Source organism: Paenibacillus sp. FSL R7-0128 (assembly GCF_038002245.1).
Taxonomy (GTDB): domain Bacteria; phylum Bacillota; class Bacilli; order Paenibacillales; family Paenibacillaceae; genus Paenibacillus_AQ; species Paenibacillus_AQ silagei.
Genome location: NZ_JBBOCD010000001.1, coordinates 91,740 through 116,382, shown reverse-complemented (window position 1 = coordinate 116,382; position 24,643 = coordinate 91,740). Strand labels below are relative to the sequence as shown.

The window sequence follows — 24,643 nt, the reverse complement described above, 5'->3', positions numbered from 1 at the left end:
CAGGTTCTGAGTAAAATAGAGTAAATAGAACAGTGAGGTGAATGACGAATGGCAAATTCAACAAAGCTCCGCAAGCGGGCACAGCAGCTGAAGGGCCAGCCGGTCTGCATCACTTTGCATAATGGGCGTTCCTATGTAGGGTGGATTACAGACCTGAACCAGGAGGCGGTGATTCTGTCCAGACCCGGCACACGTAAGGGGTCATCCCCGAAACGGAAATCCTCTTCAGCTGCGCGGAAAGCAGAGGTATCCGGTTTCATGCCTCTACTCGGCTCGCTGATGGGCGGGGGAGGCGGGGCAGCCGGTATCGTCGGCGGGGGTCTCGGACGGTTCATGGGCATGTTCGGAATGGTGCAGAAGGCCATGCCGGTGATGAAGATGGGCTACAATATGATCAAGTCAATCCGGCCTTTTCTGGGCGGGCTCAAGGGCTTAATGGGCTAACACTAATATTTTCAAAAAAAACGGATGTGCCGCCATTTCCCAGGGGCACATCCGTTTTGGTGTGGAGCTTCTTACGCCGCCGCTGGCAGCACGGTCTCCGGTCTATTTTTTGACCACCTTGAAGTTATCCGTAAGCAGCAGCCAATTCTGCGGAAAAGGCAGGCCCAGCTTCCAGTAGCTGATGCCCCGCAGCCTGAGCTCCTTGATCAAATCGAACTTGGCCTGAATCGAGCGGGCATCCTCAAACCATACCTTATGCTGCCGCCCCTCGTCATCGGTGTAATTGAAATGCGGCGCCTGGGCTCTATAGTCATATTGAATGGCTGCATTCCTGTTCCTTGCCAGATCAATAGCCGCCTGCGGACTGAGCGCTTTGGCATATTGTCCGCCCGCTACGTAAGGTAACGTCCAATCATAACCGTACAGATTCTGGCCCATCATGATTTTACCGGCAGGCATCTCGCTTGCTGCATAGGTCAGCACCTGACGGACAGGCCCGATGGGCGAGACAGGCATCGCCGGCCCCCCGCTATAGCCCCATTCATACGTCATAATAATGACGAAGTCAGCCACCTCTCCGTGGACCTTATAGTCATGCGCCGTATACCAGGCCCCAACCTGTGACGCGCTGGTCTTGGGGGCAAGGGCGGTGGACAGCAGGAAGCCCTCCTTATGAATGACCTCTGCCGCTTTCCGCAGAAAAGTATTGTACGCTTCACGGTCCTCCGGCCGGAGAAACTCCAGATCAAAGTGGATATCCCGGAAGTTCAGCCGCTTCGCTTCCGCAATGATGTTCTCAAGCAGCCGGTCCTGAACCTCCTGATCATTCAGAATAATGCGCCCGAGCTCCGAGCTGAACTGGGCATCCTCCAGATTCGTCACGACCATCATCAGCGTCACCTGTTGCTCTGCGGCAATGGAGGCGAGGCCGTCCAGGGGCGGCGGGACCAGCGTTCCGTCCCGCTTGATCCGGAAGCTGAACGGTGCGAGATACGTCAGCTCAGGAGCAGCCTCACGCGCAGCATTCTGCAGCGGCTGGGAGACACTCTCCCCCCGGGGCTCCACATACGCGTTCACTTCCGCCTGCCGCCTCGGTCCAGGGGGAAGGTACAGACGGAGCCCAACCTGCAGCGGCTGATTCAGTGTCAGCCCGTTCACCTCCGCCAGCTCGCTTGCCTTCAGGCCGAACCGCTTGGCGATGCTGTAGAAGCTGTCGCCCGGCTGCACCCAATAATACTGCCCGGCAATCGGGATTACCAGCGCCTGCCCGGCCACCAGGCTTCCCGGCGCAGAGAGCTGATTCGCCTCAGTTATCGTATCAGTGCTTACTCCGTAGGCCTGCGCAATGCCATACAGCGTCTGGCCCGGCTGCACTACATGTATTTGCATACGTTCCTGCCATCCCTTCATAGTAGCCGTTTTATCTCTATTTTATTCGGCGGCCCTGCGGGTATGCGGAATCAGGCGGATCATGTAAATTCAATATTTGCAAAAAAAGACACCCCGGAGGGTGCCTTGCTGCTCATGCTATAAATGATCCTGATGCTATACCTGTTTGAATTCAATCCATTCAACCTGCAGGCCGGGCTTGACGAAGTCCAGCTTCAGCTCATACCGGCCGGCTTCCAGCTCAACCTTGACCAGCTTCTGCCGGATCCACCGGCCTTCCGTTCCGTTCGTCTGAATGGTGGTTACCGCTTGTCCATTCAGGGTCAGGTTGCAGGCGCTCTGCGCAAGCTCAGGCTCAGGAGACATGATGCTGACAATAATGCGGTACTGGCCCGCCTCGTCAGCCTGAATGTAGGTCGGCCCGGACACAGCAGGGGTTACCTGAGCGTTCTCGCTGAGCACCTGCACCTGCACCTGCTCAGCCCCGATAGCCGGATCAGCCTTGAACGTATCGACCGCTTCAATAATCTCATGCTTTCTGGAGAATACCGGCGCCTTCATGATGAACTCACAGATATTGATCGCGCAGCGCTGAAGCTCCCCGCGGGTAAGCGTGCCGTTCTCCAGAGATGCAATTGTATTGTCATCGTAAGCATTAACCTCTGCCCCATAATTACTAACGACCATGTACAGATCGTTCTGGGCGCGGACCATCCAGTTCATATTCTTACGGTCTGCCGGCCCTCCGTTCACCACATCGTTCATGATCGCCCACCAGTCGGTCATGACGATCCCCTGGAAGCCCCATTCGCCGCGGAGCAGCGTGGTGTTGAGGTCATAGTTGGAAGCCGCCCAATGCCCGTTCACCGGGTTGTAGGAGGTCATGATCGAATTGGCTCCGCCCTGCTTAACTGCGATTTCGAAGCCCTTCAGGTAGATCTCACGCAGCGCGCGTTCCGATACGACAGCATCGACCTTACTGCGGTGCTTCTCCTGGTTGTTGCAGGCAAAATGCTTCAGCGTCGCATTAGAGCCGCCCTTCATAATTCCGCGTGTACATGCGGCAGCGAAGATTCCTGAGATCAGCGGATCTTCGGAGAAATATTCGAAGTTACGCCCGTTCAGCGGGCTGCGCCGGATATTCAGCCCCGGTCCCAGCAGCGCATCCACCTGGTTGCGCAATAATTCCTGGCCTTCCATAACATACAGTTCTTCCACCAGCTCCGCATTCCATGTAGCGGCCAGCAGGGTTCCAATTGATACCTGTGTTGCCTTAGCTCCACTGTCCATACGGATGCCGGAAGGGCCGTCCGCTGTAGCTGCAACCGGAATGCCGTAGCTGAACAGACTGTCGCTCACGCCCCCGAACGCCGATGCTGTACCCGGAGTTACCAGCGGGCTGCTCATTCCTTCGCCCCGGACAATCGCCGCCAAATCTTGGTCGCTTAGCTGGGCAATGAAAGTGCTCATGCTAACTTTTCCGTCATGGACATCTCTCAGGGTATATCCCTGATTGCCGGTCTGCGGAAGCGTCTGCGGCAGATTGCGTTCAATCCGCTCCGCCAGATCCACCTTGCGTGTGGGTACTTCAGAGGAGACAAGCTCATACGAACCGTCTGCCTTGCGGGCACCCGGCTTCATCCGCATGAAGCTCTCGGTAGGCGCCATAGCCTCTTGCAGCTGTTCCACGACCTTAAGCTCATCCAACACATAGCCTTCTTGTCCATCCAGAAGCACTGCTGATACGGCTTTGACGCTGGTTCCTGCATAGAAGCGGTAGGTTCCGGCTTCCAGCACATAAGCGGAAGCGTGCCCGGTCACTCCGGCGTCATCATAGGAAGCCATGGAATGGAGCGGGAAGCTTACAGTAAGGCGCTGAGACTCGCCAGGCTCCAGCAGCTTAGTCTTAGCGAAGGCTGCCAGCGCTTTGGCCGGTTGACCCAACTGTCCTTGCGGCGCTTCAACATACACCTGCACTACTTCTTTACCGGCATATACTGCTCCCGTATTCGTTACGGTGACGCCGATTTCAATCTGCGGCTCGCCCGCCTGGTTCACCAGCTTCGCTTCCTCCGGCTCCAGCTTGAAGGTCGTGTAAGAGATCCCGTAGCCGAATTCATACTGAACCTTATCGGGACAGAAGGTCTCGAAATAACGGTAGCCCACATAGATATCTTCCTCGTACAGGTTCTTGAACTCATTGCCGTAGTTGCGGGTCGACGGGTAATCCTCAATGGAATAAGCGATGGTGTCCGTCAGCTTGCCGCTTGGCGTAACCTCGCCGGCCAGAACATCGGCGATCGCGTGGCCGCCCTCCATGCCGCCATGCCAGGAATAGATCACTGCAGAGATAGGGTTCACATAAGCGGCGTCATTTACCCAGCTCATATCAATAATGTTGGATACGTTGAGCACCACAATCGTCTGTTCAAAATGAGCCGTAACCGAGACAAGCATCGCCTTCTCATCTTCCGTCAGCCGGTAGCTGCCTGCGGTATCGGCATTATCCTGATCCTCGCCCGCCGTACGTCCAATGACAACAACCGCTTTGGCTGACTGGCTTCTTGCCTGTTTCACCAGCTCGTCCGTAAGCGGCATTTCCTTCTGGTTCCACGGCTCCGCAGCCCATACCTTGCCGCCGTCATCGAACGGATTAAGCCCGATCCAAGCCTCGTAGGCTGCAGCCAGCTCTTCATTCACGCTAATGTTCTTCTTGCTGCGTAGTCCATCCAGCAGATTCGTCGTATATGCAACGTGAACGCTACCGCCCGATCCTGTACCGCTGCGGTAATAGTTCACCTGTATTCTGCCAAAAACAGCGACGCTCTCACCGTTACCCAGCGGAAGCACCTGTCCCTCATTCTTAAGCAGTACCGCACCCTCTGCGGCTACCGTCCGGCTAAATTCTGCAAAACCCTCTAACGGCACTCCAATGTTCTGTGTACTCAATTGGTTTCCTCCTGTATGTTCATTTCCCATGCTGTGGGTTGATTCTATAGATAACGCCCTCCCTGCAGGGAATATACGTTGCCTTGAATCTGTATGGTCCATCATATAGCATATCCTTCTAAGAATATAAGCTCCAGCCAGATTATTCAAGCACCGCTTGCCGGATCACCGGGATGCACATCTGTCTGCATAAATTTTTTTAGCTAAAAAGACACCTCTAATAAAAAAGACACCTGTGCGGGCGTCTCTCAAGCCTGTTCCTATGCAATCCGCTCCGCCTGAAGAGATACGGCCGGATCTTCTATTGATTTTATCTGCGGCGGCGGCCCTTCATCATGCGGTTGTACATAATAAGAGCTGCAACGATCATGCCCAGCATGGCTACACTGCCTGCCGATTCCTGCGACATGCCGAACATAAGGCAAATACTTGTCACTAACTGTCTTGTCAGCAGCGCAACCGCAATCAGCATGATGGGCCGCCATATGTTATATCCTCTCACTTCAGCAACACTCCTAACCCGGATTTCAATAACCGTATGATTCCTCATTCCATGAACCATCAGTTTCTATTATAGCACAAGACGGAATGCGCATACATTTTACACGCGGCCAAGAAGGGGGGGATACCTTTGACAAGAACGTATGTTCGGTATATAATGCTCACATATGAGGGGGATTGAGACCGTGGATGTAATGGAGAAACTAGAGATTCTGACCGCTTCCGCCAAATACGATGTAGCGTGCACTTCAAGCGGTTCCGACCGCAAGGGCCAGGCCGGGGCGCTCGGCAACACCTCCGCGATGGGCATCTGCCACAGCTTCGCGGCGGACGGCCGCTGTATTTCGCTGCTGAAGGTGTTAATGACCAACGGCTGTGTATATGATTGTGCGTACTGCATCAACCGCAAGTCCAACCCCATCCGCCGGGCTGCCTTCACCCCCGAAGAGATCGCAGATATCACCATGCAATTCTACCGCCGCAATTATATAGAAGGACTATTTCTTAGCTCAGGCATTATGCGCAATCCGGACTACACCACCGAACAGCTGATCTCAGCGCTTGAGCTGCTGCGCAATGTCTATCATTTCAACGGTTATATTCATGTAAAAGCCATCCCCGGAGCAGACGATGCCCTGCTGTCCAGACTTGGGCTGCTTGCCGACCGCATGAGCGTCAACATTGAACTGCCCTCGCAGGAGAGTCTCGGACGGCTCGCCCCCGATAAAAGCAAGGTGTCCATCCTGAAGCCGATGGGGCTGATCACAAACCGGATTAAGGAGAACCGCTCCGATATCGTCCGGTATAATCACGCACCCCGCTTCGCTCCGGCTGGACAGAGCACCCAGATGATCGTGGGGGCAACGCCGGATACCGATTACCAGATCCTTAATCTGACGGAGGGCTTATACCGCAAATACGCACTCAAGCGTGTATTTTTCTCGGCCTATACCCCTGTAATAGAGGATTCCCTCCTGCCCGCTCTAGACACCAAGCCGCCTCTGCTGCGGGAACACCGGCTCTATCAAGCCGATTGGCTCCTGCGCTTCTACGGCTTCAAGGCGAATGAATTATTGGATGAGGCCGTGCCGAACTTCAACCCGCTGCTGGACCCCAAATGCAGCTGGGCCGTTAACCACCGGGAGCAATTCCCCGTTGAGATCAACCGCGCCCCGTACGAAATGCTGCTGCGTGTACCCGGCATCGGCGTTAGAAGCGCACAGCGGATCGTGAAGGCCAGACGGGCCGGATCGCTCGATTTCCATGCGCTGAAGAAGCTGGGAGTGGTCCTCAAGCGTGCCCAGTTCTTCATCACCTGTAAGGATAAGCCGCTGGAGGGGCTGAAGGTAAGCGAGCATACGCTGCTTCGCTCACTCATGTCCGGGGAGCAGCTCGCTCTCCAGCAGCCGCAGGTGGAGCAGCTCACGCTGTTCGACGACTTTAACCTCTCCACCTTGCCCGCCGCCGGGGACTGGAACAGCTTCAACAAGGGGGCGAAGGCCTGATGTTCAAGCCGTCCGCACTGGCGTACACCTATGACGGAAGCTTCGAGGGTCTGCTGTGCTGTGTATTTGAGAGCTATGCCTGGAAGGAGATACCGCTGGCGATTCATGCTGAAGGCGGGGAAATAGGCCTGCTGCTGGAAGCGAAATGGATTGAGACCGACAAAGACAAGGCCGCACGGGTACTGAAGTCCCTGCCGCTGCGGATCAGCCGCGAAGCCGAGGAGCTGGTGCGTCTGGGCTTCTGGAGCTGCGCTCCCGAGAAGGAAATGCTGCTGCTGAACTTCCTGTATCTCGGCTTCCGGCATGGCCGCAAGGTGATGAATATGCTGGCGGATGACACCGTTAACACGCTGATGAAGGCTGTCCAGCAGCTCCGGCATGAAGCGCATCTGTATACGGGCTTCGTTCGCTTCTCCGTATACGGCCCGGTCATGGCCGCAGTCATTGAACCGCAGGGCTATGTGCTGCCTGTAATCCAGGAGCATTTCTGTGACCGGTTCCAGGGGGAGAGCTTCATGATCTACGATCAGACCCATGGGGCTGCGCTGATTCATGAGCCCGGGCGTGAGGCCATCGTGCCTTTAAACGGTTGGACCCCGCCTGAGCCGGATGAGACGGAGGAATCTTACCGCCGCTTATGGACCGGCTTCTATCATGCCATCGGCATCAAGGAGCGCCGCAATGACCGGCTGCGTTCCTCGAAGATGCCGAAGCGATACTGGAAGCACATGGTGGAGATGAACGGCAGCAACGGGGTGCCTGTACTCACCGCGGCGCAGCGGAAGAAGGCATTGCAACCGGAGGTCCCGGAGACCATAATCCAGCTCCAATCATTGGACAAAAAGAGCGCTCCGCAGCCATCAACATGACTACCGGAGCGCTCCTTAATTGAAGCCTACTATATTATTAATGAAATAACACGATCATCTAGAGCTTAGTTCAGAGCCTTCCATACCCAGCTCTCAACCTCTGGAAGGTCGATGCCTTCTTCACGGATGTACGCGTGATGCTTCTGCACCATGGCGTCCATCTCGTCAGCGATAGCCTGGTATTTGTTTGCTTCCGGCAGGCTCAGCACAGCTTCCTTCGTAAGATCGAAGCGGTCCATCTGGTTCAGTACACGCATATCGAACGGTGTAGTGATATCGCCATTCTCGCGGTAGCCGTGCACATGCAGGTTGTGGTTGTGGCGGTCGAAGAACAGGTCTTTGATAAGGCCTTCATAGCCGTGGAAGGCGAAGATGACCGGTTTATCCTTTGTGAAAAATTGATCAAACTCTTCGTCAGACAAGCCGCGCGGATCGAGCTTCTGGCTTCTCAGCTTCAGCAGATCGACTACGTTAATGTAACGGATTTTCAACTCAGGCAGCTTCTCATGCAGGATCGAGATGGCAGCCAAGGCTTCCATAGTTGGTTCGGTACCCGAAGAAGCGATAACGAGATCCGGCTCTTCGCCTTTGTCGGTGCTGGCCCAGTCAATGATCTTAAGGCCTTTGTCCACCAGCTCCTGAGCTTCGTCAGCCGAGAACCACTGCGGACGCGGATGCTTGGAGGATACGATCAGGTTGATCTTCTGGCGGTCATTCAGGATCTTGTCGAACACAGCCAGCAAGCTGTTCGCATCGGACGGCAGATACTCACGGATGAATTCAGGCTTCTTGTCAGCCAGATGGCCGAGCAGACCCGGATCCTGGTGGGTATAGCCGTTATGGTCCTGCTGGAACACTGTCGATGTAGCGATCACGTTCAGGGAAGGAATGTCTTCTCTCCAGGTCTGATCTGTAGCCTTGCGCAGCCACTTGAAGTGCTGGGTGATCATCGAATCGACCACGCGCAGGAAGGCTTCATAACTGGCGAAGAATCCGTGGCGGCCAGTCAGTACATACCCTTCCAGAATCCCCTCTGCCTGATGCTCCGACAGCTGGGAGTCAATGACACGGCCATAGGGAGCGAGGAATTCATCCTGCGGTTCCTGAATGGCATCCATCCATTGACGCTTGGTCACTTCGAATACTGGTCCCAGACGGTTAGACATAGTCTCATCCGGTCCGAAAATACGGAAGTTGCGGTTCTCTTCGTTGAGGGTTACAACCTCTTTCAGGTATTTGCCCAGTACGGCCATATCCTGTGCAATTACTTGGCCTGGGGCGGAATTATCGAGAGTATAGTTGCGGAAGTTCGGCTTGTGCAGGTCTTTAATCAGCTTGCCGGCATTCGTTACAGGGTTCATCCCCATACGTCTGTCGCCGGTTGGCAGAATTTCAGCCAGATCTGCGTTCAGACGGCCATTCTCATCGAACAGTTCTTCAGGTCTGTAGCTGTTCAGCCATTCAAGCAATGCCGGAGCATGCTTCATGTTCTTCTGATCGACCGGAATCGGCACCTGATGGGCACGGAAGGAGCCTTCGTTCGGTACGCCATCCCACGATTTCGGACCGGTCCAGCCTTTAGGGGAGCGGAAGACCAGCATCGGCCATACAGGGCGTGTAGTATCGTTATTTTCACGGGCGTTCTTCTGAATGGCGGCAATTCTCTCTACGATTGTATCCAGCACCTTAGCCATTTCCGGGTGCATCAGATCCGGGTTCTCGCCTTCTACGAAGAATGCCTCCCAGCCGTTGCCGGCAAAATAGGCGGTCAATTCTTCTCTGCTCATCCGGGAGAGGATGGTCGGGTTGCTGATCTTGAAGCCGTTCAAATGCAGAATCGGTAACACAGCACCGTCTGTAATCGGGTTGATGAACCGGTTGGACAGCCAGGAAGCGGCCAGAGGACCGGTCTCTGCTTCGCCGTCACCTACAACTACAGCGGAGATCAGGTCAGGGTTATCCAGAATCGAACCCACGCTGTGCGACAGGGAGTAACCCAGCTCGCCGCCTTCATGAATCGATCCGGGTGTTTCAGGAGCTGCATGGGAGGCAACACCGCCAGGGAAGGAGAACTGCTTGAACAGCTTTTTCAGACCAGGGATGTCCTGAGTGATCTGCGGGTAGATTTCGGTGTAGGTTCCGTCCAGATAAGAGTTCGATACCATCACCTGACCGCCATGGCCCGGGCCTTCAATATAGAACATGTTGAGATCATATTTAGTGATTACGCGGTTCAGGTGCGCATAGATAAAGTTCTGCCCAGGGATCGTGCCCCAGTGTCCGATCGGCTTCACTTTGACGTCTGCATCCTTCAACGGTTCTCTTAACAACGGGTTATCCTTCAAATAAAGCTGGCCTACGGAGATGTAGTTCGTTGCACGCCAGTAAGCGTCAAGCTTTGCCAGATACGTTTTCGAGGAATAATCCACCTGTTCGATTGTTAATCCCATGTCTTCCACTCCCTAATCTTTTTCTTTGTAAATTGAATGTATCACTTCTACATTTACATCATACATCGGCATTTCAGAAATTCAATCTTTTTAGAAATTAATACGGTCCAATATTGTGAAATTTTGAACATAGTATGAATTCCTCTGCAAACCACGCACAAAAAGATGTTTATTTTTATAATTATGGATTAATTTGTCATGATAAAAAAACGCTAAAAAGACCGGGATTCCTCCCGGCCTGCTATACCTCAGTTATGCTATTTACACCGTCCATCCGTTAATGCACAGATACGAAAGTGTTAAACTTTAGATACTCATAATGGAAGCGCATATGCGAGAATTCGAACGGCGTGCCGTTATCCAGGAAAAAGATCCCCTCCATAATCCCTACGGGTTCATTCTCCTTAAGATGGAGCAGCTCCTGATCATTCAGCAGTGAAGGCTCGGCAAAAATAGACAAAAAGGATTTGGTCACCGCCAGATTGCGCGACTCCTCCAGATAATGAAAAATCGACCCCTCAATAATCGTCTGGTCGAGATTTTGCACAATTTTGATCGGAATATATCCCGTCTCAATCATGAAAGGCGCACCTTCAAACAGGCGCAGACGCACGATCTTATACACGAAATCATGGGGCATCAGGAACAAATCCCGTTGAAGCTCCTCCGTGGGCCGGATGACCTCGAAGCTCAGCACCTTGATCTCCGGCTTCTTCCCGTGCATCTGGAAGTTATCCGACACCCCCAGATTAGAGCCTTCGTAATTGAAGATCGAATCGTTCTTTATATATAACGGATTGATGAAGGTGCCGGAGCCGCGTTTCTTGAAAATAATGCCCGAGCTCTCCATCTTCATCAGCGCACGCTTAATGGTACTGCGGCTAACCTGATACGCCTCGCTGAGACTGCGCTCATCCGGCAGCTTCATATCGGCGTACTGCCCGGCAAAGATCTTCGTTTTGAGGTCAGCAATAATCTGCTTGTAGACAAATTGGGTCATGGGGTGCTCCTTCGTCGGATCTTTGCAGAACAAGTTCATTCAAGATTAAATATATCATAATTTAGATAGGGCAAAAAGGATGAATCCACGGATTCACCCTTTTTGACGCTTGTTATCCCAATCCCTATACCATTTGACAATCTCCCGGCTCGGTTTCTCCGCAACCTCTGCTTCCATGACCGTTTCCAGCAATACATACTGTCTTTGCACCAGAAAATGAAAGCCCATTCTATCCGATATTTGCATGTACAATAATTGCGCCTGCTCCTCTAACGGATAGCGGGTGCAGACCTGTTCAATGTGCTTGAAGGCCTGTTCATATTCTGCATTCCCCATATACCAGCGGACCAGATTCAGCTTCAGCCGAATCCACTGCAGCTGGAATCTCTGCCGCTCAAGCTCCGCCCACACATAATCGTACCCCTCCAGATATTCGCTCTTGAACAGCTTCAGGATTCGTTCGTATTCGGGCAGTGTGTCATTCGAGAGCTCTAACCCCGCTTGGATAAAGCGGTCAAACTCATCAACGTCCAGGCAGATTCCATTCAGCTTGAGCAGATAGCCGTCCGCCGTATTTTGCAGGAGAATCCGTTCTCTGCTGAAGGGCTCCAGCATTTTGCGGATATGATACACAGCCGTATATAACTGCGGATAGGCCCTGTTCGGATCAAAATCAGCCCACAGCAATTCAATCAGAGTGGCTTTACTGACCACTTTGCCGCGATGATGCAGCAGGTAAAAGAAGATTTCCTGCGCCTTCGCCGTTCTCCATTGCAGTGACGGAAGCTCCTGACTCCCTTCGTAGATCCGGAAGGCATCGAGCATCAGCATTCTCCAGCTTGTCTGCGCTGACGCTGCCCGGGCTGCCAGGCCAGGCTTCTGCTGAGCATTCAATCTCCGAACTGTAAGCTTCAGACGGTCCGTATGAATCGGCTTAAGCAAATAATCCAGGGCATTCAGCTCAAAAGCCTTGATCGCATAATTATCATATGCCGTTACGAATACAACCTGCAGATCGGGTCTCCGTTCCAGCAGCCTTTCCGCCAGCTCAATCCCGCTCAGCTCCGGTAAATGAATATCGAGAAACACAATATCGGTCTCGGTCTCCTCTACCTTTTGCTGCCCTTGCAGCGGATCGGTATATTTGCCGATAATCTCGAAACAACCAAGCGCATGCAATTGGCGTTCCAAAGCCTTTAGTGCCAATTCTTCATCGTCAATCAGGATTGCTCTCATTCGGATCTCCTTCGCAACTGGAAATCGGTACGGTTTTATAACCATTATACTTCAAATTTAATGATTTAGGGGCTGGAGGAGAAATGATCTCTCCTCCAACCCCTATCCATTTATTCTGTAACCCGTTGTTCCTTCTGTTCACTGTCGATCCGGTACTGATGGTCGATGACAGCCTCCTGGATGTCCAGGTAGGCCCAATGATTCTTGGAGACATCCGGGAATTTCACAGCATCTGCTCCATGGAGCGGGCCGCGGTCAAACATCTGATTAACAATGACTACAGCTTCCGCCCGGGTCAGGTAAGCATTCGGCTTGAAGCTTCCGTCCGGGTAGCCCTTGAGCAGGCCTGCCGACACATTGGCTTCAATTACCGCCTGGGCCCAATGTCCAGTGGTATCGCTGAAGCCCGATTTTCCGTCTGCCGGTACGGCAAGCTTCAGGTAGTTGGCTGCAGCAGCAGCCATCTCTGCTCTCGTAATCGGTGCATTGCCCCGGAATTTCCCGGCCGGATCACCCTTCATCACGCCCTGTGCATTCACAAAGGCAATGGCTGCTGCCGCATAATGGCGGACAGCTACATCCGGGAAGGGAGGAGTGCCTACAGCCGCACTAGCATCATAGCCCAGATTCCGGGCAATCATGAGCGCCATCTGCGAGCGCGTTACCCGTTCGTCCGGCTTGAATTGACCATCCGGGAAGCCAACGATATAGGATACATGTGTAGCAGGCGACTGATTATTGAAGTTAATAATCGTAAAGGTACTGAATTTGCTTACCGAGAATTCCAGTCCAAGCAGTCCCTCTTTATAGGTAACCGCTTTGCCTTTGACAACCTCTTTCGTACCGTCGGTATGTTCAATGAAAATACCGAGCTGTGCGAGGAATGCATTACGCGCCGCTTCATTCGCAGGCAGCTTCACATCTCTTAGCGGCAGGATCAGGGTTACCGCCCTGCTGGACAGATTCGTCTCAATGGTCATCGGTCTGGCGACCACTTCGATTTTGTTGTTCTTCGCCACTTCGCGGACCACAGCTTCAAGCGTGGCTCTCTTCTCGATTTCACTCCGCTCTGCTGCACTTCTCACCGGCACCAGCCGGAAATAGAAGTCTTGTCCGATGCCTTCCAGCGATTCATTCGGAACACGCACAATTGCATTCTCCGTATAGATTTCCAGTACAATGCCGTTCTCTTTCAGCAATTTGGCGGTTTCCGCCGGAATCTGGACATTCACTTCGCTGACATTGTCCGCCGCATCCGGGATGACTACACGGGCAATGCTTTGTCCCGTCTCTTTCGCCATCTTCACCGCTTCTTCAGCCTTATCCTTGGTGAAGCGGACCAGATCAGTGATCATGCCATTGCTCTGAGTGGTACGCTGTACAGGCACTTTCGTGATGCCAGCTGCATTGGCTCCGCCGATGGCCACATCCACCTGAATCACTTCGGTCTTGGATGTTTCAGGAGCTGCTGGAGCCGGAGCGGAACCTCCGCCTCCGCCTGAAGATACAGGCTCTTGTCTGGTAATGATCATTGTATACGTATTCGTTCCGCCTGCGGAATCCTTGACGGTAACCAGAACTTCATTCTTGCCTACTTTTAGAGGGAGCGCTTTGCTCCATTGACCGTTTGTAACCTCTACCGGAGCTTCACCGGCAATACTGAGTGTTACCACAGCACCAGGATCAAGTGTAACCGGCTTAAATGACATTTCATATACACTGTTCGCTACGGATACATCATAGCTTGCAGTTTCAGGCTTGAACTCAGGCTGCAGTGTGCCGCTCGAAGGATCAAGCGATACGAGCTTCCCGCTTGCGCGGATAACCTGAATTTGGTATTGCCCCAGCTTAACGCCCGGACGCTTCGCATCCACAATATCTACCTGGATGATGTTCAGCCCTTCCTGAAGCGGCAGCTTGCTCCAGTCTCCGTCAGGAACCTCTACACCGTTCAAGCTAACCTTGCGCAGCGTATCGTTATCTCCTGCCGGGGCAAGATTCAGCGCAATAGTCCCCGTCTCATTAGGCACGGTCGCCTGATAGCCGCTTGGTACATCCGGCTGGAAGGCTGGACTCAGCGATACCGGCTTATCCCCTGCCGTTAATCCCAGACCGTTCTCCGGCAGCTTGCCGCCGTCGGCGATATATTTGCCATCCCCGCCTAGGTCAATGCCCGGCTGCAATCCCGTAAGCGGGTTATTCTTGTTGCCGTTCTCCGTAACATTGCCAAGCTCTGGATCGTAGCTCAACATGCCACCGTTATGATCAGCGGGAATTGAAACGATCAGTTCATTGCCGTTAATCTCAAAAGGTGCCTGAAGCGGCACGCCGCCGTAAGTGAATCCGGCCAGATCGGTCAGATCGTTGATCGGCTTATTGAACACCAGCTTGAGCTGCCCCGCTTCGGGATAAGCAGCAACGAGCTGAAGCGGAATCACATTGTTATTCTTCGTGATGCCTGACTGCTCGCCGGCCTGGATCGGCTTCAATTCGTTCAGAACGTTGCCTTCAGCCGTAACATTACCGGCAGCGGGATCGTACCCTACGATCAGCGCATCATCAGGACCAAGCGCTTCCTCCAGAACGACTTCCACTTTGTCGCCCTGTACGGACTTCACAGCAATAACCTTCCGGCCATCAATGGTCAGTCCGGTGAGATCAGCATCAGTCAACGCAGAGCCTACAGGCTGGTTGAACGTCAATACCGCGTGATCCGGCTGGCCTTCGTTTACCGCCACATGGGTCAATTCCAGCTGCGGTACCGTGAACGGCACCAGCTTCGTTTCTGTTCTTACTTCATCGCCGAATGTCTTGGTCGAAGTCACCGCCACATGGTAGGAGCCCGGTGCCAGCGGACCCGGCAGCTTGGTGTCCCACTTATAGACATCATCGGTTACGGTAATCCCTACCTCAAGGTCGAACAGATGCGCATTCGGGTGGACATCCACTTTATACACAGCAGCCGTAACCACCGAATCGAGTGCAGCTTGTCCGGTTACCGGGAGCGGGAAGTCTGCTCCATATACCTCTGTTCCCTTAGCAGGCGTCTGAATTTCCAAGGAATCACCGAACGGTCCGTTAGCAATGAGCGTAAAGTCGGACACTGGCTCTTTCCCGGGTGTCTGAGCCTGGATTGCCGACTCTGCGGCATCATATTCGATTCGAACCACAGGATCATTGGACAGCGGACTGGCCAGGGTCAGAATAATGACACTAGGATCTTGATCAGACACTACAGCATGCGTAACATCGACCAGTCTTCCGTCCAATGTCACTCTGAAGTCATCCGTAGTATCGGTATCATCCGCATTGAACTTGATAGGCTTGTCAAACTTAATAGATACCTGGTTGTTGCTGCCCTCGGTATAGCTTGCGCTATCAGCCACTGGCGGCTGCTTCACCAGTCCGGCAATGGCATCCTCCAGACCCTTACGGGCGGCCTCAACTTCTTCAGGAGACGCATGCTCATCTTCAAGGACAGCGTTGGCAGCATCCGTTGCAGTCTTGAGAACCGCCAGAGAGGCCTTTGTATATTCCTGCGGCTCAAGACCAAGATAGCCCTCTGCTGTCTCGTTGTCCTGCTTCAGCGGGGTTTTGTCCACCAGTGTTATGGTAGTACTGATGCTGGAGTTGGCATCGCCTTCCATACCGCCGTATTCAACGAGGTAAGCATTCACGATGTTATCAATCGGATAATCGTTCCATTTTCCACTTGCAAAAATATGCACTACATGTTCGTAGGTAGAGTCATTCGGCTCTCCTGCATCCCAGTTGTTATGCATGATATGGTTAGTACCAATCCCATAAGTAAGATCCGTCACTGTGGCAGAATCATTCCTCCCACCACTAGCATTGTAACCCTTATAGAAAGGAAGTCCGGATTTGCCTTCGTACTGCAGCTTTCCTTCAGGTCCGGTTACCCAGCGCCAATCACCATAACCGTTATATTTATTGTTCTGCAAGGTGAAGACACGTGTATTGGCCCGTCCGTTGGTTTCTGTACGGGCTACGTCCTTCCCGCCGATCCAGCCAATCCCTTGAGCCTTTTCCGCAATAAAAGCGTTCTCAGCCGGGTCAGTAATTGTCGCTAGATACCCTTTGCGTCCATAGTAGGTCCGCTCCTCGGCCTTCACTCGGGCATCCGTCCATTTGATGCTGTTTTGTGTCACATACTCATAGAAATGTCCATTTTTATTAAAAGCGAGCACAGGCCCCAGACCGAAGGTCAGGCTGCGTTCACCCGGCGAGGTCATCGTAAACTGGGCATTCTCCAGTATCTGCTGGTAGATTTCAACCGGCGCATTGCCTTTTAAGATGTAGGCTCCGTTGCCCCCGCTGGTGGCAACTGTAATTCCAGTGCCGGATGTGGCGAATGTAATCTTGTCACCTGACTTATAACCATTGATTACAACCGTAGCCCCGTCCATCATTTCACCGGAATCTGCAGTGATAAATAGCTCCGGGAAGGTTAGGTTAACAGCTCCGCTATCCGGATTGGTGAAACTCCGGTACTTCTCCGAAGTAAAAATTTGTTCCGTACCGTCATTCTCCGCGACTGCCGCATGAGCCACTGGCCCAAGCACCGCAAAGTTGGCGGTGACCAGCGCAATCGACAAAGAGGCGGCCAGACTTCGGGACCATCCTTTGTTCCATTTCTTCGATATTGTCATCTTTTTGTGTACTCCTCATCTAATGGGACTTTTATGGGATCAGCCGACACTTCCTATTGTTCATAGACCGCTTGCCTGTTACCTGTAAATTCCTCCCTTCCTATGCAGGCGTTCACCAAATCGTACTAACGGGATACCGACAGGTTGTGTATAATAATCTCTTAGTTTCTAATACTATCCGACAGTCCTCTACATTAACTCTACAAATCCCCTTTTTTGTGACAAATATCATTGCATAATTGCGAATCTCCTCCCAACCTTATGTTGCGGTTCATTTGAAAAGTTAAAAAAGACACCCTAAGGGTGCCCTGGTTGATCCTGCGGATCGCTTATTTCCGTTAATTCACCGGGATATACATCTTCTGAACCTCCTGCACCCCGGGCTTAAACCCGAGATTATAGTACACAGATTCCGCATCATTTCCCTCCATTACATACAATCTCAGCAGCGGATAAGTCCCCTTCAGAGTGGTAAGGGCTCTTTGCAGCATACGTGTAGCCAGTCTTCTCCCACGATAGGCCGGATTAACGCCAATGCTATAGACTGCGGCCACATCATCCTGGAGACACAGCCGGCAATTGGCAATGAGCTGTCCCGTCGCCTTATCGAATACCAGCGTGGAGGCCTGTGTTAATTTCTCATTAGAGTAACTAGGATCAGTAGGCAGGAAATCTTTCATAACCGTTTGCTTCCGCCGGGTTGCATCCAAGCCCTCTCTAAAGCTCTCGAAGTCACAACGGGCAATCTCTTCTGTGAGAATAAACCGCTTGTCCCCGGCCTCATTCTCCTCTACTTCGGGACTTTCAATCCGCAGATCATCCTCCCAGTCCACTTGGAATAGTTCTGTAGGCCGCTGCATCCAGCGGCATCTGAATTCATCCGGCCAGAAGCCTGCCCGCGCGTATAGGTGAACCTGATCCGGCAGAACCTCATAGGTCCGTATCGGTTCCTTCCGGTCAGACCACTGAATCAACAACTTTTTAAGCTGCTTCAATATTCCGAATGAATCGTTAAACGGAGGGATTACAAAGAGATGGTAGATCACATTCGGTGACATCCGAACTCCGCCGATTCTACTCTCCCCCTTGTATATCCAAAAGGCATTCCTGCGCGGATTCGCATAGCTTTCCTCTCTAAAAAAACCGTTATACTCCATGTTATAATAGACGGAGCAATATACTCCCCACTCCTCGGGCTCTGCTCTCCGGATAGTCCATTCACCATTTAAATCGTAGGATATCGTATCTTCAGACCATTGCTTTACACTCATCGTGCACTCCTCCTTATACCTCCAGCCATCCGGCTGCACTCACATAGACCTTCCTTTTGATCTTAACAAGGCCACGTGCCCATTCAAATATAGGAAACTGCTATAAAAAGACTTTACTGTTTGTTTTTTTCTCAAATATAGGGTATATTGTCAGACCGCAACTGTCTTATAATGGAATTGGGCGGGATTCTTCGGTCATTTATGAACGCGCGTTCATAGCCCTGCCTGTCATCTATTATGAGGAGGAATGGTTATGCAATACGGTCATTTTGACGACAAGAACAAAGAGTACCTGATTACGAAGCCGAATACGCCTGCTCCTTGGGCCAACTATCTCGGTTCGCCGGAATACGGTGCGATTATCTCAGGTAACGCCGGGGGCTACAGCTTCGTGAAATCCGGGGCCAACGGACGGCATATCCGCTATCACTTCAACTCCAAGGACGAGCCTGGGCGCTACATTTATGTCAAAGACCTGGAGAACGGGGATTATTGGTCCGGCTCCTGGCAGCCGGTAGGCAAGGATCTGGAGCAATACAAGTCCGTCTGCCATCATGGAACCGGTTACACGAACATCGTCTCAGATTATGACAACATTCATACCGAGTCCTTATACTACGTACCGCTGAACAAGACCTATGAAGTATGGCGCATGAAGATCCGCAATGACGGCACTGCGGCTCGCAAGCTGGCCCTCTTCGGCTTCGCCGAATTCACCAATGACAACAACTATGAGCAAGATACCGTGAACCTGCAATACACGTTGTTTATTTCCCGGACCTACTTCAAGCACGATAAAATTCTTCAAGTCATCAATGAAAACATCGCGGGAGAGCAAACCTGGAGATTCTTCGGTGCGGCCGGAGCAGAGGTGGCCGGTTATGACGGGGACCGCGATACGTTCCTTGGAGATTACCGCAGCTACGGGAATCCGCTCTCCGTGGAGAACGGTCAATGCTCCAATTCGCTGAACTATAATACCAATGCCTGCGGTGCCCTGCAGCTCAATGTGGAGCTGCAGCCGGGAGAAGAGAAGGAAGTCGCCTTCCTGCTGGGACAATATGATGAAGAGGGAGCCTCCGGCATTCTTAGCCACTACCAGGATTTGTCCGTGGTAGACCGGGAGCTTGAAGAGCTGAAGACCTTCTGGCACAGCAAGCTTAACCGCTTCCAGGTGCAGACCCCAAGCAGCAATCTGAACCATATGATCAACACGTGGAATGCTTACCAGTGCTTCATTACCTTCATCTGGTCGCGTGCTGCCTCCTTCCAGTACTCCGGCCTGCGCAACGGGCTCGGCTACCGGGATACGGTGCAGGACATCCAGGGCATTATCCATCTGGACCATGAGATGGCTCTTGAACGCCTGCGGCTGATGATCTCTGCCCAGGTATCCAACGGCGGCGGGCTGCCGTTGGTGAAATTCGACCATAATCCGGGTCATGAAGGAACACCGGACGACCCTGAATATGTACGGGAGACGGGACATCCCCACTACCGGGCCGACGATGCCCTGTGGCTGTTCCCGACGGTTATCAAGTACCTGAATGAGAGCGGGAACTGGGACTTCACGGATGAGGTCATTCCTTATTCAGATCAAGGCGAAGCAACGGTGTATGCGCATCTGCGGCAGGCGCTTCAATTCAGTCTCGACCGGATGGGTGCCCACGGCATGCCGGTTGGACTTCATGCCGACTGGAACGATTGCCTGCGGCTCGGCGCCAAGGGTGAATCACTGTTCGTGGCCTTCCAGCTGTACATGGGCTTCAAGGTTTTCATGGGCATCGCGGAGAACAAGAACAAGCCGGAGGATGCCGCATGGGCGCAAGGTCTGCTGGAGGAGCTGGACGGTAATATCCAGAAGTATGCCTGGGAGAACGACCAGTTCGTCCGCGGCTTCACCGAGGACAACTATACCATCGGCTCGTGGGAGAACGATGAGGGCCGGATCTGGCTCAATCCGCAGAGCTGGTCGGTGCTCAGCGGCGCGGCCCGCCCGGAACAGGCCAAACTCGCCATGGACAAGGTCTATGACAATCTGCGGACCGATTACGGCACGATGCTGTTCTACCCGCCATTCCGCAAATACGGCTTGCCGGTAGCACTCATGGCGTTGTTCAACGCTTCGACCAAGGAGAACGGCGGCATCTTCAGCCAGCCACAGGGCTGGCTTATCCTGGCGGAGACGATGATCGGCAATGGTGAACGCGCGTTCGAGTACTTCCTGAACTGCAGTCCGGCCACCATGAACGACAATGCGGAGGTCCGCAAGCTGGAGCCTTACGTCCACGGCCAATTCGTGGAGTCCAAGGACAGCCCGTATCAGGGCCGGGCCCATGTCCACTGGCTGACCGGCACGGCCTCCACCGTCATGGTCTCACTGGCAGAGGGCATTATGGGCGTTCAGCCGCAGAAGGACGGCCTCCGTCTGGATCCGTGTGTCCCTTCGGATTGGACCGACTTCTCCATGGTGCGCGAGTTCCGCGGGAAGAAGCTGAACATCCAGGTGGAGAACAAGAACGGCGTCCAGAAGGGCGTCTCCCGTATCGTCATCAATGGCGAAGAAATCCAGGGCAACCTGATTCCTGTGTCCCGGATGGCGGCAGAGAACGATGTACTGGTTGTGATGGGTTAGCCTTACGCCGGTCCAAGGAACGGCATAGAGTATATACGAAGAAGGAGAGCAGACCCGCCGGGCGCTCTCCTTCTTTTCATATCATGCTACTTCAAAATCTTATTCAATTCCTCTGCCGACTTCCTGCTGTTCGCTCTGGCATAGAAGTAGAACGCCACCGTATGCAGAATCACGGATAACAGCAGCATTCCTGGCCACCAGGCGCTGATAATCCCGAACATTTCGACAGAGAACAGCCATACCATGCCCATTCCGCCGGCAATACTGAGAAGCGAACCGATCAGAATATTCCACAGCGGCTTCAGCGTAAAGTGATTCCACAGCACATTATACATCACCCCGAAGACTACGGCAGCGATAGCGGCGATACCCGCCAGACGCCACAGATACAACATCTCCACCGGCTGATCCCTGAAGAACACCGTTAACAGCAGCGTGACCCAGAGCGACGTAAGGGTAAATACCTGAAAGAATCCTTGCTTGATCTGATTAGCCATGATAATTCCTCCTAAAATCATTGATATAGTAACGGCTAACAGTGTAGGAATTATTATCTGTCAGCAGGACTTCCACCCGTGCATTGGCGGTTGCCGAGAATTCTTTGATGTAACGGGTATTGATAATAGTCTGGTTATTGATCTTGATGAACCCGGGCGTATCCAGCGCTTCCATCGCGAACTTCAGCCTTGTATTGAGCAGATACATCTCTCCGGTAATGAGCCGCACACTGCACATCCGGTCTTCCGCTTCGATGACCGCAACCTTGCTCGTCTCCAGGGAGACCTGGCGGTTATTGCTGGCATTGATGACTGTGATCCGCTTCTCTGCCGCCTGAATCGCTGTCTCAAGATTCTTCCATTGCACCTGTTCCGCCGGATGCGTAACGACCTTGGCCGATCCCCGATCCATACCTGGGTCTGCTTCAAATCTAATCTCCAACTGTCACTGCCTCCTCTCAACACCCATATTATTATCCTAAAAGCATCTTGACCATCAATCTGCGTTTTCTTGCAGGAATCTGGCGTTTTATTTCATTTTAGCTCCTTCTGCGGCTAAACAGGTACGCGAACAAGACTGCCGGGAGCTTCCCGGCAGCCTGCCTGACTATCTTTTATAACCTCGGATCGATCTCCTTCTCCTTCGTCACCTCGAACAACAGGTTCGCGGCAATCTGCTTGTAGGTGCTGTTGTCCGCCGAAATATCCTCCAGCTTAATCTCCAGCAGCTGCTTACCCAGCCGATGCTCGGCCAGGGAAGTACGCAGCTTAGGTGCGATATTCTTCTGCTTCATCAGCTTGGAATACTTGTGCGGGAATCTGTAGTCGTAGCCGTAAATAATGGACAGGTACCCCGGATTGCGGACCTTCAGGTAAGGGACCACTCCCGGTTGCTCTTGCTCCGGCTTGATGACGATGCCTTCCATCTGCTGCTCTACGGTAATTGTGGCGAAGAACGCCTCTGCGCTGCGGTACGCTTCCGGGTCCTTCAGATCCAGCACCAGAATCTCATCATCATTCAGGAAGCGGTATTGCTCCGAGGTCGCCCCTTCAGGCACCCGTTCCTCCCCACTCTCCAGCACTTCCTTCAAGATGGCAAACGGCTTATAGTCCAGCTCCGCATCCCCGGCATACAGCTCCAGCTGCTGCTTATACACCCGGTAAGCTTCATCCCGCTGGTCAAGCCCCACGTAAGAGTCCCGGATGCTGCGGACATGCTTATACGTCTGGTATACATGAGCTCCGTAGCTGGTGTTAAGCGCTTCTTTGGTCAGATGATGCTGGTCCTGCTCGAACCCGCTGGCTTCATATTCCCGGATCAGCTCACCGAGCGATTCCTCGAACCCGTGCTCCCTCAGGAACGCAAGCTCGCTCTCCAGTGCCCGCCCAATCGGCTGGAACTGGCGTTCAATCAGCCCTTCCCCTAGCGCCTTCCAAGGCAAAAGCTCCCCGTCCAGCAGCAGCACACGGATGCCTTGCTCCGCCATATACGTTCCGAACCGCTCCAGCAGCCCTTCGTAAACCGGCGTCAGATCGACAGCTTTGACCTTATAACCGTTACGGCTAACCGCATAGCAATGCTCTACGTCCCGGTACAGATACACCGTGCAGCGCGATCCCATGTACTTGGGCTGAAGGACCACCTCGTACACCCCGCGTCCGGCAAAATAATCCAATCCCTTGCGCAGCGACTCCAGCTCGCCCGTTGCTTCGTCTTTATCCGCCGGCGACATCGTCCCGGAGATGAAGTTGACCTTATTCTGCGAGGAATAGTGCAGTCTTCGCATGGACTCCGTATCCAGCTCCTGCAGGGAGACCTTGTGCTCCTCGCGGAAGAGAACCGGCAACTCCTCCTGTAATAGAGGCTGCTGGGATTTATGGCTTTTGTAGAACGGCTTGAAGGTTATATGGACAGAAGTTAGCCCGTTCCCATGCACGGCTCCTGTGTCGAGATGAAGCTTGTTCTTGATGCGGAACGTCTGTTTGGCGGCAATATGTCCGAACAGATGGAACGGATGGTTCCCCTCCGCCTCCTCCTTCAGGAAGCCGAGCTGCTGCTCGTACGCAGACTCACGGTCCAGCCGGAAGTTGCGCTGATGGCGCAGCGAATTCGTATCCAGCTTCCCGACATACTTATTGCGGCAAGGGGCATGAGTCACATAGAAGGAAGGGCCGTGCATCCCGATATAACGGTAAAACGGCTTCGCACGCTCCACCAGCACGGAGAATTGACGGAACAGCTCCTCATCCTCCTGTAACACCTGAGTGGAGTCAAAATAACTTCTCAGCAGCTCCGGCTCAGTCCCCTTGATCTCCCCCCGCAGGTACTTGTAGACGAAATTCTCATGGTTGCCCATTACGAACAGGAAATGCTCCTGATTGTTATACAGGAACTGGATGATCTCCCGGGTCTGCTTGCCCTTATCGATCCAGTCGCCCGCCAGGATGATCCGCGTATTCTTCAGCTTATCCGTAGCGCTTAGCTTCCCTTCTTCAATCCGGTAGCCGTAGCTGCGCAGCAGGCCTTGCAGCTCTTGAACACATTCATGTACGTCTCCGACTACAATGTATTCCTGCTCCTGCGGAAGCACAGCAGCGGCATACGCCTCCCAGTCCTGAATGTACACCCGGTACTCCGGGTTCGGCCGCTTTTCCCCCGTACCTTCTGTACCTTCAACACCTTCCAGCAGAAAATCCTTCGCCCGCACCTTATGAATGCTATGGTAGCCCTCGCGGGACAGCACCGGCAGCACTTCCCGGCGCAGCCGGTTCAGGTGACCCGATATCAGCTTCTTCGAGCGCTCCGAGGCATAATAATCCTCCCGTTTGCGGTAATCGAACAAAATGACCTCCAGATTATACTGGTTCTCCTGAGCAATCGCCCGCACCTTGCTGCGGTAATCCTCGGCGAGACCAATCGTATCCATAATGACAAACTCTGCATTAATCGGCCAGGAGGTGACCCGCTTCAGCCGCTCGAACAACAGCGCGAACGTATGCGAGCTGGCCTCCAGCATGACCTGGTCGTATTTATCGTAGTCATAGCCCAAGAGCTCCTGACGGATCAGGTCTGAAGAGAGATACTGCACATTCGTGCGCAGACCTGTAGTGCTGTCCTCAAGCCTGAGCTGCGGGATCAGAACTTCTTTGGCAAAAGTAGACTTCCCGCACTCCGTCGCTCCCACCAGCATGAATATCGTGTGTACCTTCGTCTGAATGTCCATGGT

General features: G+C 53.1%; 15 protein-coding genes. 4 read left to right on the top strand and 11 right to left on the bottom strand.

Features of this window, described 5'->3' with window-relative positions; all coding sequences use genetic code 11:
* The first annotated feature begins 48 nt into the window (after positions 1 to 48).
* Entirely contained in the window at positions 49 to 444 is a 396-nt protein-coding gene (locus NST26_RS00540; protein WP_036726335.1) for a hypothetical protein, read from the top strand.
* 102 nt (positions 445 to 546) lie between these two features.
* Here the strand turns inward: NST26_RS00540 and NST26_RS00535 are convergent, their stop codons facing one another.
* The 3 genes from NST26_RS00535 to NST26_RS00525 all read right to left on the bottom strand — a co-directional run bounded on the left by NST26_RS00535 (position 547) and on the right by NST26_RS00525 (position 5,284).
* Entirely contained in the window at positions 547 to 1,833 is a 1,287-nt protein-coding gene (locus NST26_RS00535) for a glycoside hydrolase family 18 protein (protein ID WP_036726365.1), read from the bottom strand.
* Positions 1,834 to 1,989: 156 nt separating this feature from the next.
* A complete protein-coding gene (locus NST26_RS00530; RefSeq protein ID WP_445323305.1) occupies positions 1,990 to 4,812 on the bottom strand; it encodes a glycoside hydrolase family 3 C-terminal domain-containing protein in 2,823 nt (940 codons plus the stop codon).
* 280 nt (positions 4,813 to 5,092) lie between these two features.
* Positions 5,093 to 5,284, bottom strand: a complete 192-nt coding sequence (locus NST26_RS00525) for a hypothetical protein (RefSeq protein ID WP_036726332.1) — start codon at positions 5,282 to 5,284, stop codon at positions 5,093 to 5,095.
* Between the two features lie 193 nt (positions 5,285 to 5,477).
* Here NST26_RS00525 and NST26_RS00520 point away from each other — a divergent pair, with 193 nt between their 5' ends.
* Both NST26_RS00520 and NST26_RS00515 read left to right on the top strand, forming a co-directional pair.
* The gene (locus NST26_RS00520) at positions 5,478 to 6,788 is read left to right on the top strand and encodes a putative DNA modification/repair radical SAM protein (protein ID WP_340958173.1); all 1,311 of its coding nucleotides are present in this window, start codon (positions 5,478 to 5,480) and stop codon (positions 6,786 to 6,788) included.
* On the top strand, positions 6,788 to 7,657 hold the full coding sequence (locus NST26_RS00515; protein ID WP_340956766.1) for a TIGR03915 family putative DNA repair protein: 870 nt from the start codon (positions 6,788 to 6,790) through the stop codon (positions 7,655 to 7,657). The genes NST26_RS00520 and NST26_RS00515 overlap by 1 nt, the downstream gene beginning before the upstream one ends.
* Before the next feature lie 65 nt (positions 7,658 to 7,722).
* Here the strand turns inward: NST26_RS00515 and NST26_RS00510 are convergent, their stop codons facing one another.
* From NST26_RS00510 to NST26_RS00490, 5 genes are all read right to left on the bottom strand, one after another.
* Positions 7,723 to 10,107 carry a phosphoketolase family protein gene (locus tag NST26_RS00510; protein ID WP_340956767.1) on the bottom strand — a complete coding sequence of 795 codons (2,385 nt, stop codon included), beginning with the start codon at positions 10,105 to 10,107 and terminating at the stop codon, positions 7,723 to 7,725.
* 277 nt (positions 10,108 to 10,384) lie between these two features.
* Positions 10,385 to 11,107: a GntR family transcriptional regulator gene (locus NST26_RS00505; protein ID WP_339252879.1), complete on the bottom strand. Its 723-nt coding sequence runs from the start codon at positions 11,105 to 11,107 to the stop codon at positions 10,385 to 10,387.
* Positions 11,108 to 11,200: 93 nt separating this feature from the next.
* The gene (locus tag NST26_RS00500; protein ID WP_340956772.1) at positions 11,201 to 12,343 is read right to left on the bottom strand and encodes a response regulator; all 1,143 of its coding nucleotides are present in this window, start codon (positions 12,341 to 12,343) and stop codon (positions 11,201 to 11,203) included.
* Between the two features lie 110 nt (positions 12,344 to 12,453).
* Entirely contained in the window at positions 12,454 to 17,013 is a 4,560-nt protein-coding gene (locus NST26_RS00495; protein WP_340956774.1) for an S-layer homology domain-containing protein, read from the bottom strand.
* Positions 17,014 to 17,351: 338 nt separating this feature from the next.
* Positions 17,352 to 18,284: a GNAT family N-acetyltransferase gene (locus NST26_RS00490; RefSeq protein ID WP_036726325.1), complete on the bottom strand. Its 933-nt coding sequence runs from the start codon at positions 18,282 to 18,284 to the stop codon at positions 17,352 to 17,354.
* A gap of 253 nt (positions 18,285 to 18,537) precedes the next feature.
* Between NST26_RS00490 and NST26_RS00485 the strand changes: the two genes are divergently transcribed.
* Positions 18,538 to 20,919, top strand: a complete 2,382-nt coding sequence (locus tag NST26_RS00485) for a GH36-type glycosyl hydrolase domain-containing protein (RefSeq protein WP_340956777.1) — start codon at positions 18,538 to 18,540, stop codon at positions 20,917 to 20,919.
* An 86-nt stretch (positions 20,920 to 21,005) separates the two neighbouring features.
* Here NST26_RS00485 and NST26_RS00480 read toward each other — a convergent pair whose 3' ends face one another.
* The 3 genes from NST26_RS00480 to NST26_RS00470 form a co-directional block, all read right to left on the bottom strand.
* Positions 21,006 to 21,416 carry a hypothetical protein gene (locus NST26_RS00480; RefSeq protein WP_036726322.1) on the bottom strand — a complete coding sequence of 137 codons (411 nt, stop codon included), beginning with the start codon at positions 21,414 to 21,416 and terminating at the stop codon, positions 21,006 to 21,008.
* On the bottom strand, positions 21,409 to 21,858 hold the full coding sequence (locus NST26_RS00475) for a LytTR family DNA-binding domain-containing protein (protein ID WP_340956781.1): 450 nt from the start codon (positions 21,856 to 21,858) through the stop codon (positions 21,409 to 21,411). The genes NST26_RS00480 and NST26_RS00475 overlap by 8 nt, the downstream gene beginning before the upstream one ends.
* Before the next feature lie 172 nt (positions 21,859 to 22,030).
* The gene (locus NST26_RS00470; protein ID WP_340956783.1) at positions 22,031 to 24,640 is read right to left on the bottom strand and encodes a metallophosphoesterase; all 2,610 of its coding nucleotides are present in this window, start codon (positions 24,638 to 24,640) and stop codon (positions 22,031 to 22,033) included.
* Positions 24,641 to 24,643 lie beyond the last annotated feature (3 nt).